Genomic DNA, 17993 nt, shown 5'->3' with positions numbered 1-17993 from the left:
AGTTTCTATCCTGTCCAATCTTAGAAGGAATAATAACACCGTCTATTCTTCCGATACTTGCACGCTGATTGTAGCCGTTACTTCCGTATGCAGCTTAACGGACACTTTCGTTACGCCCAGAGAGCGGATAGGATCGTTCAGCAAAATTTTACGCTTGTCGATCTTGTAGCCGGCTTTCTCAAGCTGCTCCGCGATCTGCTTGCTTGTGATAGCCCCGAATAACCGGCCGCCTTCACCGGCTTTCGTTTTGATCGTTACGGTCGTTTCGTTCAGCTTGCCTGCCAGAACTTCCGCGTCTTCTTTCTCCTGATCCTTGCGCTTCTGTTCGGCTTTCTTCTGCTGGTCCACCTGTTTAACCGCCCCGTTCGTTCCTGCCGCGGCCAGTCCGCGGGGGATCAGGAAGTTCGTTGCGTAACCTTCGGATACCTCTTTGATTTCCCCTTTTTTGCCTTGCCCTTTAACGTCCTTCAGAAATACGACTTTCATTCGAAAAGCCCCTCCTCTTCCTCTATCTCTTGCAATATTTGTTTCAGCTTCGCCGCCGCTTCCTGCGGATTCAGCTCAAGCTGGGTCGCTGCGTTCGTCAGGTGGCCGCCGCCGCCCATCCGTTCCATCACGATCTGAACGTTCATCGCGCCGAGCGAGCGTGCGCTGATGCCGGTTAATCCGTCTGGCCGTTCACAAATGACGAAGGAGGCGAAAACGCCGGTCATATTTAATAAGGTATCAGCCACCTGGGCGATCATCAACTGAGAATATTTGTGATTCTGTTCGCCGACCGCCAGAGCGATGTGATCATACAGCATTTCCGTATGTCTCATAATCTCGGCTTTCTCGATATACGATTGAAGATCTTCTTTCAGCATCTTCTGGATGAGGGTCGGATCCGCCCCGTTCCTTCTCAGGAAAGAAGCCGCTTCGAACGTACGGGAACCCGTACGGAGACTGAACTGCTTCGTGTCGACCACGATCCCGGCCAGCAGCACGGTCGCCTCCAGCGCGTCCAGCGACATCTTCTCGTTGAAGTACTGGAGCAGCTCCGTGACCAGTTCGCAGGTCGACGACGCGTAAGGCTCCATGTACACAAGCACGGCATCGTGGAAAAACTCTTCGCTGCGGCGGTGATGATCCACGACCATGACACGGTGTGTCAGGTTGAACAGCTTCGGCTCGGCAACCATCGAAGCCCGGTGCGTATCCAGCACGACGGCCAGCGTCCGCTGCGTCGTGATCTGCATCGCCTGCGCCGGTGTGATGAACCACCGGTTCAGTTTCTCATCCTCTTCGATCATCGCCATCAGCTTCTCGATCGAAGGATTGATGCCTTCCAGCACAATGTAGCCTTCCTTGTTGCTGATTTGCACGGCCTTCAGCAGGCCGATCGCCGCGCCGATGGAATCCATATCCGGAAAGCGGTGTCCCATGATGATGACCTTGTCGCTTTCCTTGATCAGATCCCTCAGCGCATGAGAGATCACGCGGGCACGCACGCGTGTGCGCTTCTCTACGGCGTTGGTGCGCCCGCCGTAGAACGAGATGCGCTGGCCCGCCTTGACGGTCACCTGGTCGCCTCCGCGGCCCAGAGACATGTCCAGGCTCGTCTGAGCGACCCGGCCGAGCTCCTCAAGCTCCTCGATGCCGGAAGCGATCCCCACGCTGACCGTCAGCGGCAGCTTGTATTCCATCGTGAGATCGCGCACTTCATCGAGGATGTCGAACCGGTTCTGCTCCAGCTCGCGCAGCGCCTTCTGATTCATCAGAATCAGAAAACGGTCGGATGAGGTCCTGCGCAGATAGACTCCGTACCGGTGAGCCCACTCCGTGATTTCACCGGTTACCCGGGCGAGCATGATGCTCCGCGTCTGATCGTCCATTCCCTGGGTGACCTCATCCAGGTTATCCATCAGGACGATCCCGATCGCGATTTTTTCCTCGTCATGCTTCTGAACGAGCCGGACGTAATCCGTCACATCGCGGATATACAGAAGACGCTCGTCGGGACGGTGCCAGAGTTTATACACCTGGCCGTCCTGCTCGATTTCGTACGTCTCTTCCTTTTCCTTCTCCTTGCCCGGCTTCCAGCTTGGAAACACTTCCTCCAGGGAATCCCCGATTACGGAGTCCTTTTTGGCGAGCTTGGCGACGAACGGATTATGCCATTCGATTTCTTTTTCTTCATTATATAGAATCATGCCGATCGGCAGCTCCGATATCACATCGCCGGCGGATTTTTTAACCCGGTGCGTGATGGTGCCCAGATAAGCATTCAAATCGTGACGAAAAGCACTCTCCGCCTTCCACGAGAAGTACAGCACAAGTCCCGAGGCGAGCAGAGCAGCGACACCCAATACCCATTCATACAGAAACAGTACGATCGTTAAAGCGCCCAGCAGCGCAAACGTCCATACCATATGTTGTCCATGCCATCGTTTCGACAAGAATTTCGGCATTTACTCTCCCCTGACCCTTATCTAGATTTGAAGAGCCTTTCCCGTAACGGAAAAGCCACATCGAACACGCCGAGTAAACTGTAGAGCACAAGCAAAAACGGCATAAACACGATCAGAAGAATCGTGCCGGCCACCGGCAGCAGTTTACCCCAACCTTTATAATGGGCCACGAACGCAAGAAACGAAATTGCTTGGATGGCGAACGCGAACATAAGCAGCGGCAGCAGATTGATAAGCAGAGCCGACATCAGCGAATTGGTCGCCGAGACGAACAGCATATCCGCCGCGAACGCGATGAGGTAAATCCAGACGAACGCTTTCGGCAGCTTCCACTCTCTTACAGGCGGCATGCCAGGAATGTCCTCTCCCATGCGGTTAAGCAGGCGGCGTCCGATCAGATGAGTAACTCCGATGAAGTAGAGCGAGAACAGAATCATATCCAGCGGAATGATTTGTACGAGCACATCCACATACCACTGCATGTCGCCCTGGGTCGGCAGCATTCCCTTTACGGCAGGCTGCATATTGTTCAAATAATCCAGCATGATCGTTTTGAATTTCTTGATGAAATTCAAGTTGAACAGGAACCCGATTACAAGCGTAAGCAGCATTTCGGCCAGAAAAGTAAGTGTACCGTACGTGATAACCAGATGTGCGGGCGCCTTCTTTTTATAAAGCGTACCGATTACGATAACCGGCGGCAGCAGGAATAACGAAATGGCCAAGACGACGAATCCCGTCCATCCGAGCAATAAATTGACAACCAGGAGTATTCCCAGATAAAAAGCCGTAAACCGTTTGGCGTCCAGCTTCACGAACAGAATCAAGACCGGAATCATTAGAAAACTGGCCGTAATCACTAAATAGGACGTCATAAAAGATAACAGAAAGAGTATATACAGCAGACCCCATCCGATGAACTGCAAATTTTTCTTTGTCAACGCGTTCACCTCTTACGAAGATGATCTTCCAGTGCCGAGATATCTCCATACCAATCCTCGAGCTGGTGACCTTCTTCTCTATGCTTTTTCATTTTATCCATGATTGCTTCATCTAAACTTCGAAAAGAGACCCCAAGCCGGCGGCCAAGTATATATACGCTGGAAATCAGACTGGCAAGGCCATCTGTAATTTTAGCTTGATTGCCCTTCCATATCCCTTTAAACAGACGCGCTACCTGATCGACAACCTCGGTTTTGAGCCATTCAATGACCTTGACCCGCTTCGCGAGATCAACCTCTCTTTCCCGATTGGACAATGACCGCTCCTCCCCTTATCCCTTACAAGCTTTATACACGATTATACCACAAAACAGCTCCAGCTGTGTTTCCTGAACTTGGTCCTTATCGTGCTCCGGGCACCTTAAATTTCAGTCAGCTTCAGCCTATCCTGCGGGATTCGGTCTCCTTTAGTACCCGGTTTGGAGATAACTAGAAACTCCGCGGCATCATGCGAACGGTTATGGATACAATGCGGGGTGCCCGGCGGGATTCTGATGCCTTCTTGTGGACCCAGCTCATGCCATTCGCCGTCCGTCTCCATCACAACCTGCCCCGTTAAAATGAAAAAGAACTGGGCCGCGCGCTCATGCAGATGTCTCTCCTCGCTCGTTCCGGGAGGCATTCGTTCGTGAATGATCGTTTCATCACCTTTGTGGAGATACCAGCCGTCGCATCCGTCTCCCCATACGTAATGTTCGGCGTTTTGCTTACTGATTTTCAAATCACCCGCCACTCCCCGTTTTGTAGATAACTTTCATCAGTTTTCTATCCACATGTGCATAACTTTTCATTGGGATTTAGTCACGATGTTTTCCACATGTCCCCAAGTCCTATCTCCATTCTATAAAAGTTCCTGTGGACTGTCTAACTTCGGCGGTTATCCACAGTCCCTCTTCGCATCGGAGCATAAAAAAACCGGAGATTTTTCTCCGGCCTCCTGCCTTGATCCTTTTTAAATCGGCTTAACCTTCTTTGGCCATAAAAAAAGACAGCCGGCAGAACCGGCTGTCTTCTTCTCTATACAAACTACTCCGTAGTGTATGGAAGCAAAGCAATTGTGCGCGAGCGCTTGATTGCTGTTGTCAGCATACGCTGATACTTCGCGGAAGTACCCGTTACACGACGAGGCAAGATTTTACCTCTTTCGGAGATAAATTTCTTAAGGGTCTCGATATCTTTGTAATCGATATGAGTGATCTTGTTTGCTGTGAAGTAGCAAACTTTACGGCGCTTACCGCCTTTACCGCGGCGTGGAGTGAACTTGCGCTCCGAACGCTCCGGACGATCACCGCCTTCCGAACGTTGCGGACGGCTGCTTGTTTGTTGTTCGCTCATTTGAGTCAGTCCTTTCTACTTAGAATGGCAAATCATCATCGGATATGTCGATCGGTTTCCCGTCGTCGAGGAAAGGATCCTGCTGTTGATCCCGCGTATTTCGGCCGCTGCCGCTTCCGCCGCCGCCATATCCACCGCCTGAACCGCCGGAGTATGAACCCTCTTCACGGTTTGCGGAATTAGCCGATTCCAGGAAGCGCACATTGTCGGCAATGACTTCGGTAACGTAAACTTTACGTCCCTCGTTATTGTCGTATGAGCGTACCTGCATACGTCCTTCCACTGCCGCCAAACGGCCTTTGCGAAGATAGTTGGCGCAAGTTTCCGCAAGCTGTCTCCAAGTCACGACAGGTATGAAATCGGCTTCCCGTTCCTTCGATTGCGAACTTACGAACGGTCGATCCACCGCCAGTGTAAATTGGGTTACGGCCACACCCGCAGGTGTGTAACGCAGCTCAGGATCTCTTGTCAGTCTGCCGATAAGAATTACACGGTTTAACAACGTTCATCCCTCCGATGCTTCCTTACTTAACACGCTGATTAAGCTACGTCTTTAACGATCAGGTAGCGAATGACTTCGTCGGAAATCTTCATTACACGATCAAGCTCTGCTACAACAGCAGGTTCTGCGTTGAAATGTACGAGGACATAGTTTCCGTCACGGAACTTGTTGATCTCGTACGCAAGGCGACGTTTACCCATCAGGTCGTGCTTCGTAATTTCGCCACCACCGTTGGTGATAATGCCTTGGAACTTCTCTACAGTAGATTGAACTTGTTCTTGTTCAATGTCTGTACGAATGATATACATCACTTCGTATTTACGCATGCTTGTCACCTCCTTTTGGACTAAGCGGCTCCCAATTCTGATCGGGAGCAAGGAGCGAGAATTAATTGAATTACAAAACTCGCACCTAAATACTATAGCAGATTGCTTTCCCCATTACAAGTCATAACCTGTCCAAGCTCCGGAACTGCCAATGTCTGCTTGCCGGCGCACTTCCTGCGGGGCACATGCTATTCGTGAGCGGCGGACATACTAAGTCCGTAATTCAAAAGCCTGGGGGTGAAAAAGATGGGTGAGAAGACGCAGTTCGTGCCTGGCGACAAGGCACCCAACGAAGGCCGCTACATCGAAATCGGCGAGAATGCCTTTCATATGGGGATCAACAACCCCGAAATCGTTCACTTGAAGAAAGGTGACTCGTTTCCCGACACCAAAAATCACAACCGCAAATGGAAGCGGCTGTACCACTGAAAAGGGGCTCTGCCTTTATGAAGAAATCCTTCACGCTGTATGCGACGATTTTCGGCCTTTTACTCTGCCTGATTCATTATTTCGGCCATGACCGGGACTCGCTGTATCTGCTCTTTTACTCCCTCAGCGTGCCTGCCTGGTTTGCTCCCATGTTCACGAATGTCTATGAGATCTCCATGGGTAAAATGTTTGTGATCTACGTGCTCACGGTAGCTTCCTGGGCGCTTATCGGTTACATCATCGACCGTTTTTCCGTTGTGCGGAAAGAACGGCAGGGACGTACCGGCGGGGCGGCCTGAAGGCGGGGCTCAAACCAACCGCATCGCAGTATCGCAGCGTGCGACTGGGATTGGTGCGTGACCACCGGCATGTGAGGCTGAGCACTGCGCTGGGAGCTTCGGTGTTGTAGATCGAATGGATTTCGCCGCTTCGCAAACGAATCATCGGCCTCCTTCTGGAGCCGATTAACCGGAACCATGCAGTGATATGCAAAAACCTCCTGCTTCATAACGAAGCAGGAGGTTATCATAGGTAAGGTTATGGCGGAAAGAGTGGGATTCGAACCCACGCACGGCTTGCGCCGCCTAGCTGATTTCGAGTCAGCCCCCTTGGGCCTCTTGGGTACCTTTCCGTATCGAGAACATTTTTTATTGTAGCACAAGCTGTGGTTAGTCTGCAAGAGGGAAATTCGGCAAGAAAAAAAGGAGCGTCAAGACCCTGACACTCCGTTTTCGGATGGTTCCGCTCCCTTGTCTGCCGAGGACCGGAGCACCTTCTTCAGTTTGCTTTCGAACTTCGCGCGCGGCACCAGCACGCTGTGTTTACAGCCTACGCATTTGATCCGGATGTCCATGCCCATACGAATAATTTCCATTTCATTCGTTCCGCAGGGATGCTGCTTTTTCATCTGCACGATATCCCCGAGTTCGTACTGCTTCTTCTCCATAGGGCTACATGGCTCCCCTTTCCCCTTTGAAATAGGTCACGGTTTTCGGATACGGAATCTCGATTCCGTGCGCATCCAGCTGCTTTTTCACTTCCGCGAACATTTTACGCTGCACATCGACCTGCATATTCGGTTTGCACTCCGCTGTTATCCGCAGCACAACCTCCGAATTCCCCATAGACTGGACACCGAGCACCTTCGGCTCGCTTACGATATTTTCGTTGCCTTCCGCCATCCGGTCCACGGTTTTTTGCAGAACTTCCATCGTTTTATCGATATCCGATTCATAAGCAATCGAAATATCGACGATCGCCAGCGAATTGTTGATCGAATAGTTCGTAACCTGTTTGATATTTCCGTTCGGAATAAAGTGAACTTCCCCTGTCCAGCTGCGAAGCCGTGTTACCCGGATGCCGATTTGCTCCACAGTTCCCCGGAACGTATCGACTTGAATAACGTCCCCTACGGCAAACTGATCCTCGAAAATGATGAAGAACCCCGTTATGACATCCTTCACCAAACTTTGGGCTCCGAAACCGATCGCCAGTCCGAGCACACCCGCTCCGGCGAGAATAGGTCCCAGATTAATGCCTACTTGAGCCAGAATAAGCAGAATGGTTATAAAGTTGACTACATAAGAAATGATGTTGTGAATAAGCTTGCCGATTGTAGCCGTGCGTCTCGGATCGAACTTAAGAGGGCTCTTCTCCCTCGTTTCCATCATCCGGTTAACAAGCTTGTCGGCCACTTTAATAATTAAACGAGAGAGTACGTATATGACGATAATTTCAACGATCGTAGCTCCGTACTTGATCAGCTGTTGGGAATCCAGTAAATATTTTTTGATATCATCCACGAAATGGGTCACCGTTTCTTCAGGATTTTTCAGTCCCGTAATGGCAGCCAGTCTGTTTCCCATGTTAGTCATTTTGTCACCGCCCTTACTTTTCCATCCTAACATATTCGGATTCTTTTTTGAAATAAATGCCTCTGATTTCGACCTGCTCCGTTTCGATGATCCGCTGCACTTCCGTATAGTCCTCTGCCGGAAATTGAATGGAAAGCGCGCAGCCTGCCGTTACACCTTTGGGAGTCGGGCATAGGTCGATTTCAATATCCGCGTATTCGAGCAGCATTTCGGCCCGCAGCGCCTGCTGGGTAGAGTCGAATGCTATTAGCAGCCACTCCTCCATTCCGATCCCTCTCTTCACTCTAGTTTCTTCTCTATCGACTACGTATATTTTCCCGGCTTTCTCCGTATACTAGTAAAAACTTCTAAGCGTCCGCTGATACCTGCCGAAAGCCGCTTTACCACGATAAGAAGACAAACCCGGAGGGATCCTCAATGAAACCATTCGGCTTTTCCCCGAAGCCGGCTGCCGGGCAGCCCGCTTCTATTAAACTTTCTCATACGGACAGCAGCACGCCAGCCGTCCTATCCGCTTACTTTTCCGAGATTCTAAAAAAGCTGCCCTCCTATCAACCTATTGTGATCGTTTGTGTCGGTACGGACCGTTCCACAGGCGATTCATTAGGCCCCCTGGTTGGCAGCAATTTAAAGAGACGAAGCGGCGCGTCCTATTCCTTGTACGGAACGTTGGATGAGCCGGTACACGCCATGAATTTGTCCGATACGATTACGGCTATAGAGGCGGCCCACCGCCATCCCTTTATCGTGGCGATCGACGCTTGTCTAGGTCAGGTATCCAGCGTCGGCTCTATTCAAGTCGGACATGGACCGCTTAAGCCGGGAGCAGGCGTTAATAAGGAACTTCCGTCGGTCGGCGATATTCATGTTACCGGTATTGTTAACGTCGGCGGGTTTATGGAATATTTCGTGCTTCAAAACACTCGCCTCAACCTGGTCATGAATATGGCCGACGTTATCGCCGGCTCCCTTCATCACGCCCTCTACTCCGTCCGGCATTCTTCACCTACTTCTGCGCTAACGTCAGACTGATCGCTTCCTTCTCCTCGGGAGAAAGCGAGTATGGGGAACCGCCCTTCTCAACCGGTTTGGCATAGATGTATGTATCTTCTCTGCTGTGAATGCCGGTGATAAGTATTCCGTCCTCACATTCGTCCAGAATAGCCACCGTGAAGCTCATGAGGCTTCCCGTGTCCGAGAAGGCATTATAGCGGTGAATGCCGACTTTGGACTTCATCCGCTTCATGGATTGGCTGATCCGGTTCAGCCGGTCCGCCATATCTCCCTGCAGAATGATCTGGTCCTCAATCTGCTGCTGCATGTGAACAAGCAGTTGTTCAATGTTGACCTCTCCGGCTCCGTTCATGACTTTCTTATATTGTTTGCGAAGCTTGCCCAGTTTAATCCACAACACAAGCATTCCGATTAACAGCAACAAGACAAGCAAACAAAGAACCGATAAAATCGGTTCAACCGGCAGCCCGATGTTGTTCTCACCCATGTCCTTCTTCCCCTCTGCTATCTTGTCTCGCTGTTTTTTGTTCCATCCCAGTCGGCTGCGTTCCTGCTTATAAAATAACGGAGTCCGCTATTTCTTTGACCGCTTCAATTAAAGTATCCACTTCTTCATCTGTCGTAAAATAGCTGACGCTTGCCCGAACGGCACCGGTTTTTGCCGTGCCTGCGGTTTCATGCGCAAGCGGCGAGCAGTGATAGCCGGCTCTGACCGCGATCCCGTAATGCTGATCCAGGATGAATGCGACCTCAGACGCGTCCATGTGCTCCAGGACGAAGGATACGATACCCGTCCGCTCTTCGCCTATTGCCGGACCGAGAAGCCGAAGATCCGGCACATCCCGGAGCGCTTCCATGATCCGCTGAGTCTGCCGCCACTCCTTCGCGTGAATGTTCTCCACGCCCGTCTGCAGGACAAACTTCAAACCTTCGCTTAACCCGGCCAACCCCGGGGTATTCGGCGTGCCCGCTTCATACCTGTCGGGTCTTACTCCAGGCTGGTCGACCGCCTCCGACTGGCTGCCTGTTCCGCCGTGCATGAGCGGCTCCAAATCAAGCCGGGGATGGATATATAGTCCTCCCGTCCCCTGAGGCCCCAGGAGACCTTTATGGCCCGGAAACGCCAGCATATCAATCCCCATCTGCTCCACGTGAACAGGGAGGATTCCGGCCGTCTGAGCGGCATCCACGAGCAGGGCTATTCCCTTTTCTCTGCAGAGCTGTCCGATATCCGTGACGGGCAGGATGCTTCCGAGCAGGTTAGAACTGTGGTTGATTACGATGAGCGAAGTGTGTTTTTGAATATTTTCTTTTAAGACGTCTATGTTTATTCTACCGAATGGGTCGGTTTCGAGGTACGTGACCTGGACATTTTTGGTGCGTCTCAAATATTCCAGAGGTCTTCGGACGGAGTTATGCTCGACTGCCGTGCAGATAACATGCTCTCCCTCTTTTACATGACCTTTGATGGCCAAATTGAGAGCTTCCGTTGTGTTGGAGCCGAATGCGAGATCGTTGGGGTTTTTAATACCAAACAGCTTCGCAGCATGTTTGCGTGCTTCGAACACAAACCGGCTTGCCTGTACAGCCATGCTATGACTGCCTCTGCCGGGATTAGCGCCACACTCATTCATGCAGCGCAGTACAGCCTCTCCGACCTGCGGCGGTTTTGGCCACGAGGAAGCGGCATTATCGAAATACAATAGCGGCTTCGTCACTGCCGGTCCCTCCTCACAAAGATAGCATACCTTCTCTCACTTTCTTTACGGACAGAAAGCCAAAGATTTGTATGCTATGTATGGTGTAGTTAGATAACTATCAGGAAATTTGCCCTTGAAGCATTTCCAGCAATCTGTCCAAATCATCTTTGGAGTAATACATGAGCTCGATCCGTCCTTTATAATTCTGGTGCTTGATCCGGACCGTCGTACGATACTGATCCTGAAGCTGCTCTTCCGCCTGATGGAGATAAGGATCTTTCTTCTTGTCTTTCACTTTCGGTTTTTCCTTATCTTCGGAAGCGAGTTCTTCACGTCGCTTAATTTCTTCCTCTAACTGGCGAACGCTCCACTGACCGTTAATACAAGCATCCGTCAGCTCTTTCTTCACCTTGTCGTCCTTAACCCCTACAATCGCTCGTGCATGTCCCATCGAAAGTGTTCCACGTGAAACATATTGTTTGATGGATTCAGGGAGATGAAGAAGTCGAAGGAAATTCGCGATATGAGAACGGCTCTTGCCTACTTTTACAGACAGCTCTTCTTGCGTTAATGAAAATTGATCAATGATGGCTTGATAGGCGATTGCAATCTCCATCGCATTCAAATCTTCACGCTGAACGTTCTCGATCAAAGCGATTTCCATGACCTGCTGGTCGGAGAGCTTTTTCACAACAGCCGGAATGGTCGCTAGACCGCTTGCCTGAGAAGCCCGGAACCTTCTTTCTCCGGCAATAATCTCGTAGCCTTTTAAAACCGTGCGGACAATGATGGGCTGAATAACGCCATGTTCCTTAATGGAAGAAGCCAGCTCTTGAATACCGTCTTCGTTAAAATGTTTACGAGGCTGGTATGGATTCGCACGAAGCTGGTTCAAAGGAATTTCTATGACCTTGTCCTCTTCCCCGATCTCCAGCTCCGGAATAAGCGCTCCTAGACCTTTACCTAGTCGTTTGCTCAAGACTAATCACTTCCTTTGCAAGCTCTAAGTATACTTCCGCACCTTTAGACCGCGGGTCGTAAGTAATAATCGATTGCCCGTGACTCGGCGCTTCGCTGAGCCGGACATTACGCGGTATAATCGTTTGATACACTTTTTGCTGAAAATACTTTTTCACTTCTTCAATGACCTGAATGCCTAGGTTTGTACGGGCGTCAAACATCGTAAGGAGAACGCCTTCAATTTGCAGCGATGTGTTTAAATGCTTCTGCACGAGTCTGACAGTATTCAACAGTTGGCTTAATCCTTCCAGCGCATAATACTCACACTGAATCGGAATGATCACAGAATCGGATGCCGTCAGTGAGTTAATGGTCAAAATCCCTAACGACGGAGGACAATCGATGAGGATATAATCGTACATGTGCTCGACAAGCTGAAGCGATTTTTTCAACCGAACTTCGCGCGATATCGTTGGCACCAATTCAATTTCAGCGCCCGCCAGTTGGATAGTAGCCGGAATGATGTTTAAATTCGGTATTTTAGTGGCAACTGTAGCGTCTTTCGGGTGAATATCGTTAATCAGGACGTCATAAATACAGTATTCCACATCTGCTTTATTTACCCCAATCCCACTCGTCGTATTGCCTTGAGGGTCGATGTCCACCAGCAGTACCTTCTTACCGAGCGAAGCCAAACAAGCACCCAGATTGACGGATGTAGTTGTCTTCCCTACGCCGCCTTTTTGATTCGTTATCGCGATTGTCTTGGACAATTCATTCACCCCACTACCTTAAAACCTCTCATTAAAAACTTAACAAAGAGAATACTACTATATTACCATAATCAAGAGACCGAAACTAATAAAAATGCAGGTTCCGACATCAAAATGAAAAAATTTGGCGGTTCACTCGGCAATCGTTTTCAAATCGGGTGCTTAAGACCGGAAAAACCGGAGCAGGCTGCCCGTCTCCCTGTAGAAGGACACTCCTAAATAACGAACAAACCTATGACGTATCTCGCACCAAAAAAGTTTGCACTTTACCCGGTGATTTGCAACTAAATTTTCAAAACCCCGCTGCAATTTCAAATCATCTTTCCCTGTAACTCGTTAACCGAATCAAACTCATTGTTCCATTACGAATCGGCAATAAAAAATCCTCCTGTCACAAATCCAGTTTCCTTTACGGATTTACTGTCTTTGTTATACAGGAGGATTATGCTTTAATCCTTCGATTATTTAGCTGAATGCTGCTTGGGAATTTTAATAATGATTTCATAGTGATCTTCGTGATCCTGCTCAGCCGTATTAATATTGAGACCTGAACTGGCCACCATTTCAACGGACTGCCTGATGGTATTCAGCGCCAGACGTACATCTTTTGAAAAAGAAACCCGTTTGCTTTTTTTGATCTGGGTAGCTTCTTTCAGAAATTGAATGCGTGTTTCCGTCTGCTTCACGTTAAGCTCTTTGGCAATGACCTCTTCAAGAATTTTAACTTGAAGTTCTTCTTGATCCAAAGAAAGCAAGGCACGTGCATGCCTCTCCGTGATCTTCCGTTCAATAAGCGCCATTTTAACCGGTTCGCTCAAATTCAACAGACGAATTTTGTTGGCGATAGTGGATTGGCTTTTGCCCAGTCGCTGTGCAAGACTTTCTTGTGTAAGATCATGCATTTCGATAAGCTGCTGATAAGCGGCCGCTTCTTCGATCGCCGTCAAACCTTCACGCTGCAGATTTTCGATTAATGCAATGGAAGCAGCTTGAGAATCGTTGAATTCCCGCACGATAGCAGGAATGGTTTCCAGTCCAAGCTTTTTAACCGCTCTTAATCGGCGTTCCCCCGCTATTAACTCAAACGTATTATTACGTACCCTTACAACGATAGGCTGAATAACGCCATGTGTACGAATGGTTTGGCAAAGTTCATCAATGCGATCATCATCAAAAATCGTTCTTGGTTGGTACGGACTCGGATTGATGTTTTGTACGGGAATGTTTTTAACTTCATCCATATTATTTCGCTCCGTAAAACCAAAAAGTTTTGACAGCTGCTCTTTCATGAATATAATACCACCCAACTCTTCCCCGATATTTTACAGGAAGGAGAAAGCATTGCCTCGGCATTCTACCAACCCGTTTATCTGAAACCAAAGAATTAAAGAAGGGTCGCAGACTCCCCTATACGACAATTGTATCCATAGATCTTTATTGGCAAAATCCTCTATATAAGTTATTCGTCAGCAGCTCATCTTTTCCTGCCGATAAAGGCAACAAATCATGAAATTCCTGGTAATGATGTTCCACGTGAAACATCTTATTTAACTAAAGGCTGCTTTAAAGGTAATCCAGCTTTACGAGGATACTTACCGGGTGTAGGTGCTATCTTGTTGATTTGGATAAAATGTCGCACGGACTTCTCGACTGGCAATTCCAAACGATCTACTTGTTTAAGCTGGCCTTTGAGCAAGCCTGTACTAAAGGCCGCCTCTTTCATTTCTTCTTCTGCATCCGCAGCCTTCATCGCCACGAACAATCCCCCTACCTTTACAAAAGGCAGGCAAAATTCATTTAGCACGCTCAGCCTTGCAACCGCACGCGCCGTAACCAGATCATACTGATCGCGGTGCTGAGGAAGTCGGGCTGCATCTTCCGCGCGGGCATGGACACAAGTTACATCCTTTAAGCCCAGTTCTTTTACAAGCTCATTCAGAAAAACGATCCGTTTATTCAAAGAATCTACAATCGTAACCTTTAGATGCGGAAAAGCGATTTTCAGAGGGATGCTGGGAAAACCGGCTCCAGAGCCGATATCCGCCAGCGTCTCTACTTTTGCCATATCCACATAAAAAGCAAGCGAAAGTGAATCATAGAAGTGCTTCAAATAAACCTGGTCGCGTTCAGTGATCGCGGTCAGATTGATTTTTTCGTTCCACTCCACAAGCAACCGGTAGTACGTCTCAAACTGTTGAAGCTGTTCATCGGAGAATGACAGCTGATGAGGCTGCAAATGACTAGCAAACTGCTCCTGTATTAAATCGGCCATAAGTTCCTCTATCCCCTTGCAGCGATAACTTGATTATAATGTTCCAGGTACACAAGCAGGATAGAGATATCCGCCGGCGTTACCCCGGAAATCCGGCTCGCCTGTCCGATCGAAACCGGACGAATTTTTGCAAGCTTCTGCTTCGCTTCCGTTGCAATTCCGTGAATATCTTCATAGATGATATCGTCCGGAATCTTTTTCTTTTCCATCTTTTTAAGCCGTTCTACTTGGGCCAGCTGTTTCTCGATATATCCCGCATATTTCACTTGAATTTCAGCCTGCTCTTTTACCTCATCGGAAAGCTCTGCCGGCAGAGGAATCATTCCCTCAATATGAGAGTAATTGATCTCCGGACGTTTCAGAAGGGTAAGAAGATCAACCGCATTATTCAGCAGAACCGTGCCCGCCTCTTCCAGAATTGCTTGAACGTGTGGTTCGGGACGGACCTTTGTCGTTTTAAGACGCTGTAGTTCCTGTTCGATCTGTTCCTTCTTCTCCAGAAAACGCTGATAACGTTCTTCCGGAATCAGTCCGATTTTATGACCGATCGGAGTAAGCCGGAGATCGGCGTTATCGTGGCGAAGCAGGAGACGGTATTCCGCGCGCGAAGTGAGCAAACGGTAAGGTTCCGGCGTCCCCTTGGTTACCAGGTCATCGATCAATACGCCGATGTAGCCTTCGGAACGGTCGAGAATGACAGGGTCCTTCCCCTGTACCTTGCAGGCCGCATTAATACCGGCCATGATTCCTTGACCGGCCGCCTCCTCGTAACCCGATGTGCCGTTGATCTGGCCCGCCGTAAACAACCCGTCAACCAGCTTGGTTTCAAGGGTCGGTTTCAGCTGCGTCGGAACAACCGCATCATATTCGATTGCGTAACCGGTACGCATCATTTCAACCTTTTCCAAGCCTGTAATCGAACGCAGGATTTTGAGCTGAACGTCTTCCGGCATGCTTGTCGATAGTCCTTGAACATAATACTCCGACGTATTGCGTCCTTCCGGCTCAAGGAAGATCTGATGCTTCGGCTTATCGGCAAAACGTACGATTTTATCCTCGATAGATGGACAATAACGGGGTCCCGTTCCTTCGATGGCTCCCGAAAACATCGGCGCACGATGCAAATTGTCGTTAATAATTTCGTGAGTATTCTCCGTTGTATAAGTCAGCCAGCAAGGGAGCTGATCCTGTGTCCCCTCTTTCGTTTCGTAAGAGAAAAATCTTGGTTTTTCGTCTCCCGGCTGAATTTCCGTTTTGGAAAAATCAATGGAATCTTTATGCACACGCGGTGGAGTTCCTGTTTTGAAACGGACGAGCTCCAGACCCAACTCACGCAAAGATTGAGATAACCGGATGGAAGGCTGCTGGTTATTAGGGCCGCTTTCATACATCAGCTCTCCCATAATGACTTTCCCGCGCAGATAAGTGCCCGTCGTCAGAACGACAGCTTTGCCGTAATATTCGGCCCCGGTTTTCGTTACTACGCCTTTGCAGACGCCATCTTCCACAATCAGTTCCTCCACCATTCCCTGACGTAACGTCAGGTTTGGAGTGCTTTCAATGGTTTCTTTCATCATATGCTGGTACAGAAATTTATCCGCTTGGGCACGCAGAGCGTGAACGGCCGGTCCTTTTCCTGTGTTCAACATCCGCATTTGAATGTATGTTTTATCGATATTGCGTCCCATTTCTCCGCCAAGCGCGTCGATTTCACGGACAACGTGCCCTTTTGCAGGTCCTCCGATAGAGGGATTGCAAGGCATAAAAGCAACCATATCCAGGTTGATTGTCAGCAGCAGCGTTTCGCAGCCCATTCTGGCTGCTGCCAGCGCCGACTCGACGCCCGCATGGCCCGCTCCGATGACGATAACTTCGTAGTTTCCGGCTGTGTAGCCCATCCTTTCTACCTCCTATACCGTCTTATTTCCCAAGACAGAACTGTGAAAAAATTTGATCAAGCAACGATTCGGCAACCGAATCCCCTATAATTTCACCGAGATGCTCCCATGCAGCCCGGATATCAATCTGAATCATATCGATCGGCACATAGGCATCGTTGGCGTCCATCGCTTCGCGCAGCGAGCCTTTAGCCTGCTTCAGAAGTCCGATGTGACGGACATTGCTGACATAGGTCAAGTCCGTCGATTCCAAATTGCCTTCGAAGAAAATAGCCGAAATCGCCTTTTCCAGCTCGATAAGGCCGCTTCCTTCCAGGAGAGATAGGGAAACCACTCGTCCTTGCGGGAATTTAGCCTCGATCTCATCTTTATCTATTTGTAAGGGAAGATCCGTTTTATTCAAAATCACAATGGTTTGACGCTGCCGCAGCTCTTCGATCATGGCCAGTTCTTCAGGCAGCAAAGGTTCGCTGCTGTTCAACACCAGGAGAATCAAATCCGCCTCGGATAAAGCCGTTTTGGACCGCTCTACCCCGATCTGCTCCACAAGGTCCGACGTTTCCCGGATTCCGGCCGTATCAAGAAGCTTCAGCGGAATACCGCCCACATTGACGTATTCCTCAATCACATCGCGGGTTGTTCCGGGAATATCCGTGACGATGGCACGGTTCTCCTGCGCCAGTGTATTGAGCAGCGACGACTTTCCGACGTTCGGTTTGCCGATAATCGCCGTCACGATACCCTCACGCAAAATTTTCCCGTGTTCGGCCGTTCTTAACAGCTCATCGATACGGGAACTCACTTGAATGCAGCGTTCGCGGATAAACGCGTTGGTCATTTCCTCAACGTCATGCTCCGGATAATCGATATTCACTTCAATATGAGCCATAAGCTCAACCAGTTGGTAGCGCAGCTCGCCTATCGCTTTCGATAAATTACCGTCTACCTGCTTCAGCGCAATTTGAAAAGCACGGTCCGATTTGGATCGGATCAGGTCAATGACCGCCTCCGCCTGGGTCAGGTCAATCCGTCCGTTCAGGAAAGCACGCTTGGTGAACTCACCGGGCTCGGCAACGCGGATTCCCTGCTCCAGAAGAAGGTCCATCACCCGTTTCACGGACACAATTCCCCCGTGACAATTGATTTCCACGACATCTTCCGTCGTAAAAGAACGCGGTGCGCGCATAACGCTGACGAGAACTTCCTCTATTTTATCACCCGATGAAGGGTGAATGATATGCCCATAATGAATGGTGTGTGTCTGAGCCTCGGACAATTTCACTTTAGACCGGAATAACGGCTCCACCAGCGTGACGGCTTCGTCGCCGCTGACTCTCACAACCGCAATACCGCCTTCTCCGAGCGGAGTCGCAATGGCGGCAATTGTATCTGAAATCATAAATAAACACCCCGTAAGCGGAGCGGTAACCGCTCAAATTATGAAAAAAGCAATGACGCC

The 17993-nt window shown here is 49.5% G+C and carries 22 protein-coding genes and 1 tRNA gene; 3 read left to right on the top strand and 20 right to left on the bottom strand.

Going from position 1 to position 17993, the window contains the following annotated elements; all coding sequences use genetic code 11:
- Nucleotides 1-42 precede the first annotated feature (42 nt).
- The 8 genes from rplI to rpsF form a co-directional block, all read right to left on the bottom strand.
- Nucleotides 43-486: a 50S ribosomal protein L9 gene (gene rplI / locus C4S74_RS10910; RefSeq protein WP_103995363.1), complete on the bottom strand. Its 444-nt coding sequence runs from the start codon at nucleotides 484-486 to the stop codon at nucleotides 43-45.
- Nucleotides 483-2450 (bottom strand): DHH family phosphoesterase, encoded by a 1968-nt coding sequence (locus C4S74_RS10905; RefSeq protein WP_103995362.1) that lies wholly within the window; start codon nucleotides 2448-2450, stop codon nucleotides 483-485. The genes rplI and C4S74_RS10905 overlap by 4 nt, the downstream gene beginning before the upstream one ends.
- 17 nt (nucleotides 2451-2467) lie before the next feature.
- Nucleotides 2468-3400, bottom strand: coding sequence for a YybS family protein (locus C4S74_RS10900; RefSeq protein ID WP_258042452.1), 933 nt, complete (start codon nucleotides 3398-3400; stop codon nucleotides 2468-2470).
- On the bottom strand, nucleotides 3397-3708 hold the full coding sequence (locus C4S74_RS10895) for a MazG-like family protein (RefSeq protein ID WP_103995360.1): 312 nt from the start codon (nucleotides 3706-3708) through the stop codon (nucleotides 3397-3399). Before C4S74_RS10895 ends, C4S74_RS10900 begins: the two co-directional genes overlap by 4 nt.
- Before the next feature lie 104 nt (nucleotides 3709-3812).
- On the bottom strand, nucleotides 3813-4172 hold the full coding sequence (locus C4S74_RS10890; RefSeq protein ID WP_103995359.1) for a cupin domain-containing protein: 360 nt from the start codon (nucleotides 4170-4172) through the stop codon (nucleotides 3813-3815).
- 305 nt (nucleotides 4173-4477) lie between these two features.
- Nucleotides 4478-4786 carry a 30S ribosomal protein S18 gene (gene rpsR, locus C4S74_RS10885; protein ID WP_082211313.1) on the bottom strand — a complete coding sequence of 103 codons (309 nt, stop codon included), beginning with the start codon at nucleotides 4784-4786 and terminating at the stop codon, nucleotides 4478-4480.
- A 19-nt stretch (nucleotides 4787-4805) separates the two neighbouring features.
- Nucleotides 4806-5288: a single-stranded DNA-binding protein gene (gene ssb / locus C4S74_RS10880; protein ID WP_009673468.1), complete on the bottom strand. Its 483-nt coding sequence runs from the start codon at nucleotides 5286-5288 to the stop codon at nucleotides 4806-4808.
- A gap of 38 nt (nucleotides 5289-5326) precedes the next feature.
- Nucleotides 5327-5614, bottom strand: a complete 288-nt coding sequence (gene rpsF, locus C4S74_RS10875; protein ID WP_103995358.1) for a 30S ribosomal protein S6 — start codon at nucleotides 5612-5614, stop codon at nucleotides 5327-5329.
- A 246-nt stretch (nucleotides 5615-5860) separates the two neighbouring features.
- On the opposite strand from rpsF, the gene C4S74_RS10870 reads away from it, so the two are divergent.
- Both C4S74_RS10870 and C4S74_RS10865 read left to right on the top strand, forming a co-directional pair.
- Nucleotides 5861-6043: a YjzC family protein gene (locus C4S74_RS10870; RefSeq protein ID WP_009673434.1), complete on the top strand. Its 183-nt coding sequence runs from the start codon at nucleotides 5861-5863 to the stop codon at nucleotides 6041-6043.
- A gap of 17 nt (nucleotides 6044-6060) precedes the next feature.
- The gene (locus C4S74_RS10865; RefSeq protein ID WP_103995357.1) at nucleotides 6061-6342 is read left to right on the top strand and encodes a hypothetical protein; all 282 of its coding nucleotides are present in this window, start codon (nucleotides 6061-6063) and stop codon (nucleotides 6340-6342) included.
- Nucleotides 6343-6583: 241 nt separating this feature from the next.
- Here C4S74_RS10865 and C4S74_RS10860 read toward each other — a convergent pair.
- From C4S74_RS10860 to C4S74_RS10845, 4 genes are all read right to left on the bottom strand, one after another.
- Nucleotides 6584-6674, bottom strand: a tRNA-Ser gene (locus C4S74_RS10860).
- 78 nt (nucleotides 6675-6752) lie between these two features.
- Nucleotides 6753-6989, bottom strand: a complete 237-nt coding sequence (locus C4S74_RS10855) for a DUF951 domain-containing protein (protein ID WP_103995356.1) — start codon at nucleotides 6987-6989, stop codon at nucleotides 6753-6755.
- A gap of 4 nt (nucleotides 6990-6993) precedes the next feature.
- Complete coding sequence (locus tag C4S74_RS10850) at nucleotides 6994-7917, bottom strand: mechanosensitive ion channel family protein (RefSeq protein ID WP_103995355.1); 924 nt, start codon at nucleotides 7915-7917, stop codon at nucleotides 6994-6996.
- Between the two features lie 13 nt (nucleotides 7918-7930).
- Complete coding sequence (locus tag C4S74_RS10845) at nucleotides 7931-8182, bottom strand: DUF3343 domain-containing protein (protein ID WP_103995354.1); 252 nt, start codon at nucleotides 8180-8182, stop codon at nucleotides 7931-7933.
- Between the two features lie 152 nt (nucleotides 8183-8334).
- Here C4S74_RS10845 and yyaC point away from each other — a divergent pair, with 152 nt between their 5' ends.
- Complete coding sequence (yyaC, locus tag C4S74_RS10840; RefSeq protein WP_103995353.1) at nucleotides 8335-8949, top strand: spore protease YyaC; 615 nt, start codon at nucleotides 8335-8337, stop codon at nucleotides 8947-8949.
- Here yyaC and C4S74_RS10835 read toward each other — a convergent pair.
- From C4S74_RS10835 to mnmE, 8 genes are all read right to left on the bottom strand, one after another.
- The gene (locus C4S74_RS10835) at nucleotides 8924-9418 is read right to left on the bottom strand and encodes a DUF4446 family protein (RefSeq protein ID WP_103995352.1); all 495 of its coding nucleotides are present in this window, start codon (nucleotides 9416-9418) and stop codon (nucleotides 8924-8926) included. The genes yyaC and C4S74_RS10835 overlap by 26 nt on opposite strands.
- 67 nt (nucleotides 9419-9485) lie before the next feature.
- The gene (locus tag C4S74_RS10830; protein ID WP_103995351.1) at nucleotides 9486-10649 is read right to left on the bottom strand and encodes an aminotransferase class V-fold PLP-dependent enzyme; all 1164 of its coding nucleotides are present in this window, start codon (nucleotides 10647-10649) and stop codon (nucleotides 9486-9488) included.
- 100 nt (nucleotides 10650-10749) lie between these two features.
- The gene (locus C4S74_RS10825) at nucleotides 10750-11610 is read right to left on the bottom strand and encodes a ParB/RepB/Spo0J family partition protein (protein ID WP_103995350.1); all 861 of its coding nucleotides are present in this window, start codon (nucleotides 11608-11610) and stop codon (nucleotides 10750-10752) included.
- Nucleotides 11591-12364 (bottom strand): ParA family protein, encoded by a 774-nt coding sequence (locus C4S74_RS10820; protein ID WP_036739716.1) that lies wholly within the window; start codon nucleotides 12362-12364, stop codon nucleotides 11591-11593. Before C4S74_RS10820 ends, C4S74_RS10825 begins: the two co-directional genes overlap by 20 nt.
- A gap of 461 nt (nucleotides 12365-12825) precedes the next feature.
- Nucleotides 12826-13653, bottom strand: coding sequence for a nucleoid occlusion protein (noc, locus tag C4S74_RS10815; RefSeq protein ID WP_103995349.1), 828 nt, complete (start codon nucleotides 13651-13653; stop codon nucleotides 12826-12828).
- 254 nt (nucleotides 13654-13907) lie between these two features.
- On the bottom strand, nucleotides 13908-14636 hold the full coding sequence (gene rsmG, locus C4S74_RS10810; protein ID WP_103995348.1) for a 16S rRNA (guanine(527)-N(7))-methyltransferase RsmG: 729 nt from the start codon (nucleotides 14634-14636) through the stop codon (nucleotides 13908-13910).
- Between the two features lie 8 nt (nucleotides 14637-14644).
- The gene (gene mnmG / locus C4S74_RS10805) at nucleotides 14645-16534 is read right to left on the bottom strand and encodes a tRNA uridine-5-carboxymethylaminomethyl(34) synthesis enzyme MnmG (RefSeq protein WP_103995347.1); all 1890 of its coding nucleotides are present in this window, start codon (nucleotides 16532-16534) and stop codon (nucleotides 14645-14647) included.
- 22 nt (nucleotides 16535-16556) lie between these two features.
- On the bottom strand, nucleotides 16557-17933 hold the full coding sequence (gene mnmE / locus C4S74_RS10800) for a tRNA uridine-5-carboxymethylaminomethyl(34) synthesis GTPase MnmE (RefSeq protein WP_103995346.1): 1377 nt from the start codon (nucleotides 17931-17933) through the stop codon (nucleotides 16557-16559).
- Nucleotides 17934-17993: the final 60 nt, after the last annotated feature.

The organism is Paenibacillus sp. UNC499MF, from assembly GCF_900107975.1.
Taxonomy (GTDB): Bacteria; Bacillota; Bacilli; order Paenibacillales; family NBRC-103111; genus Paenibacillus_F.
This window is presented reverse-complemented; position numbering and strand designations above follow the sequence as displayed.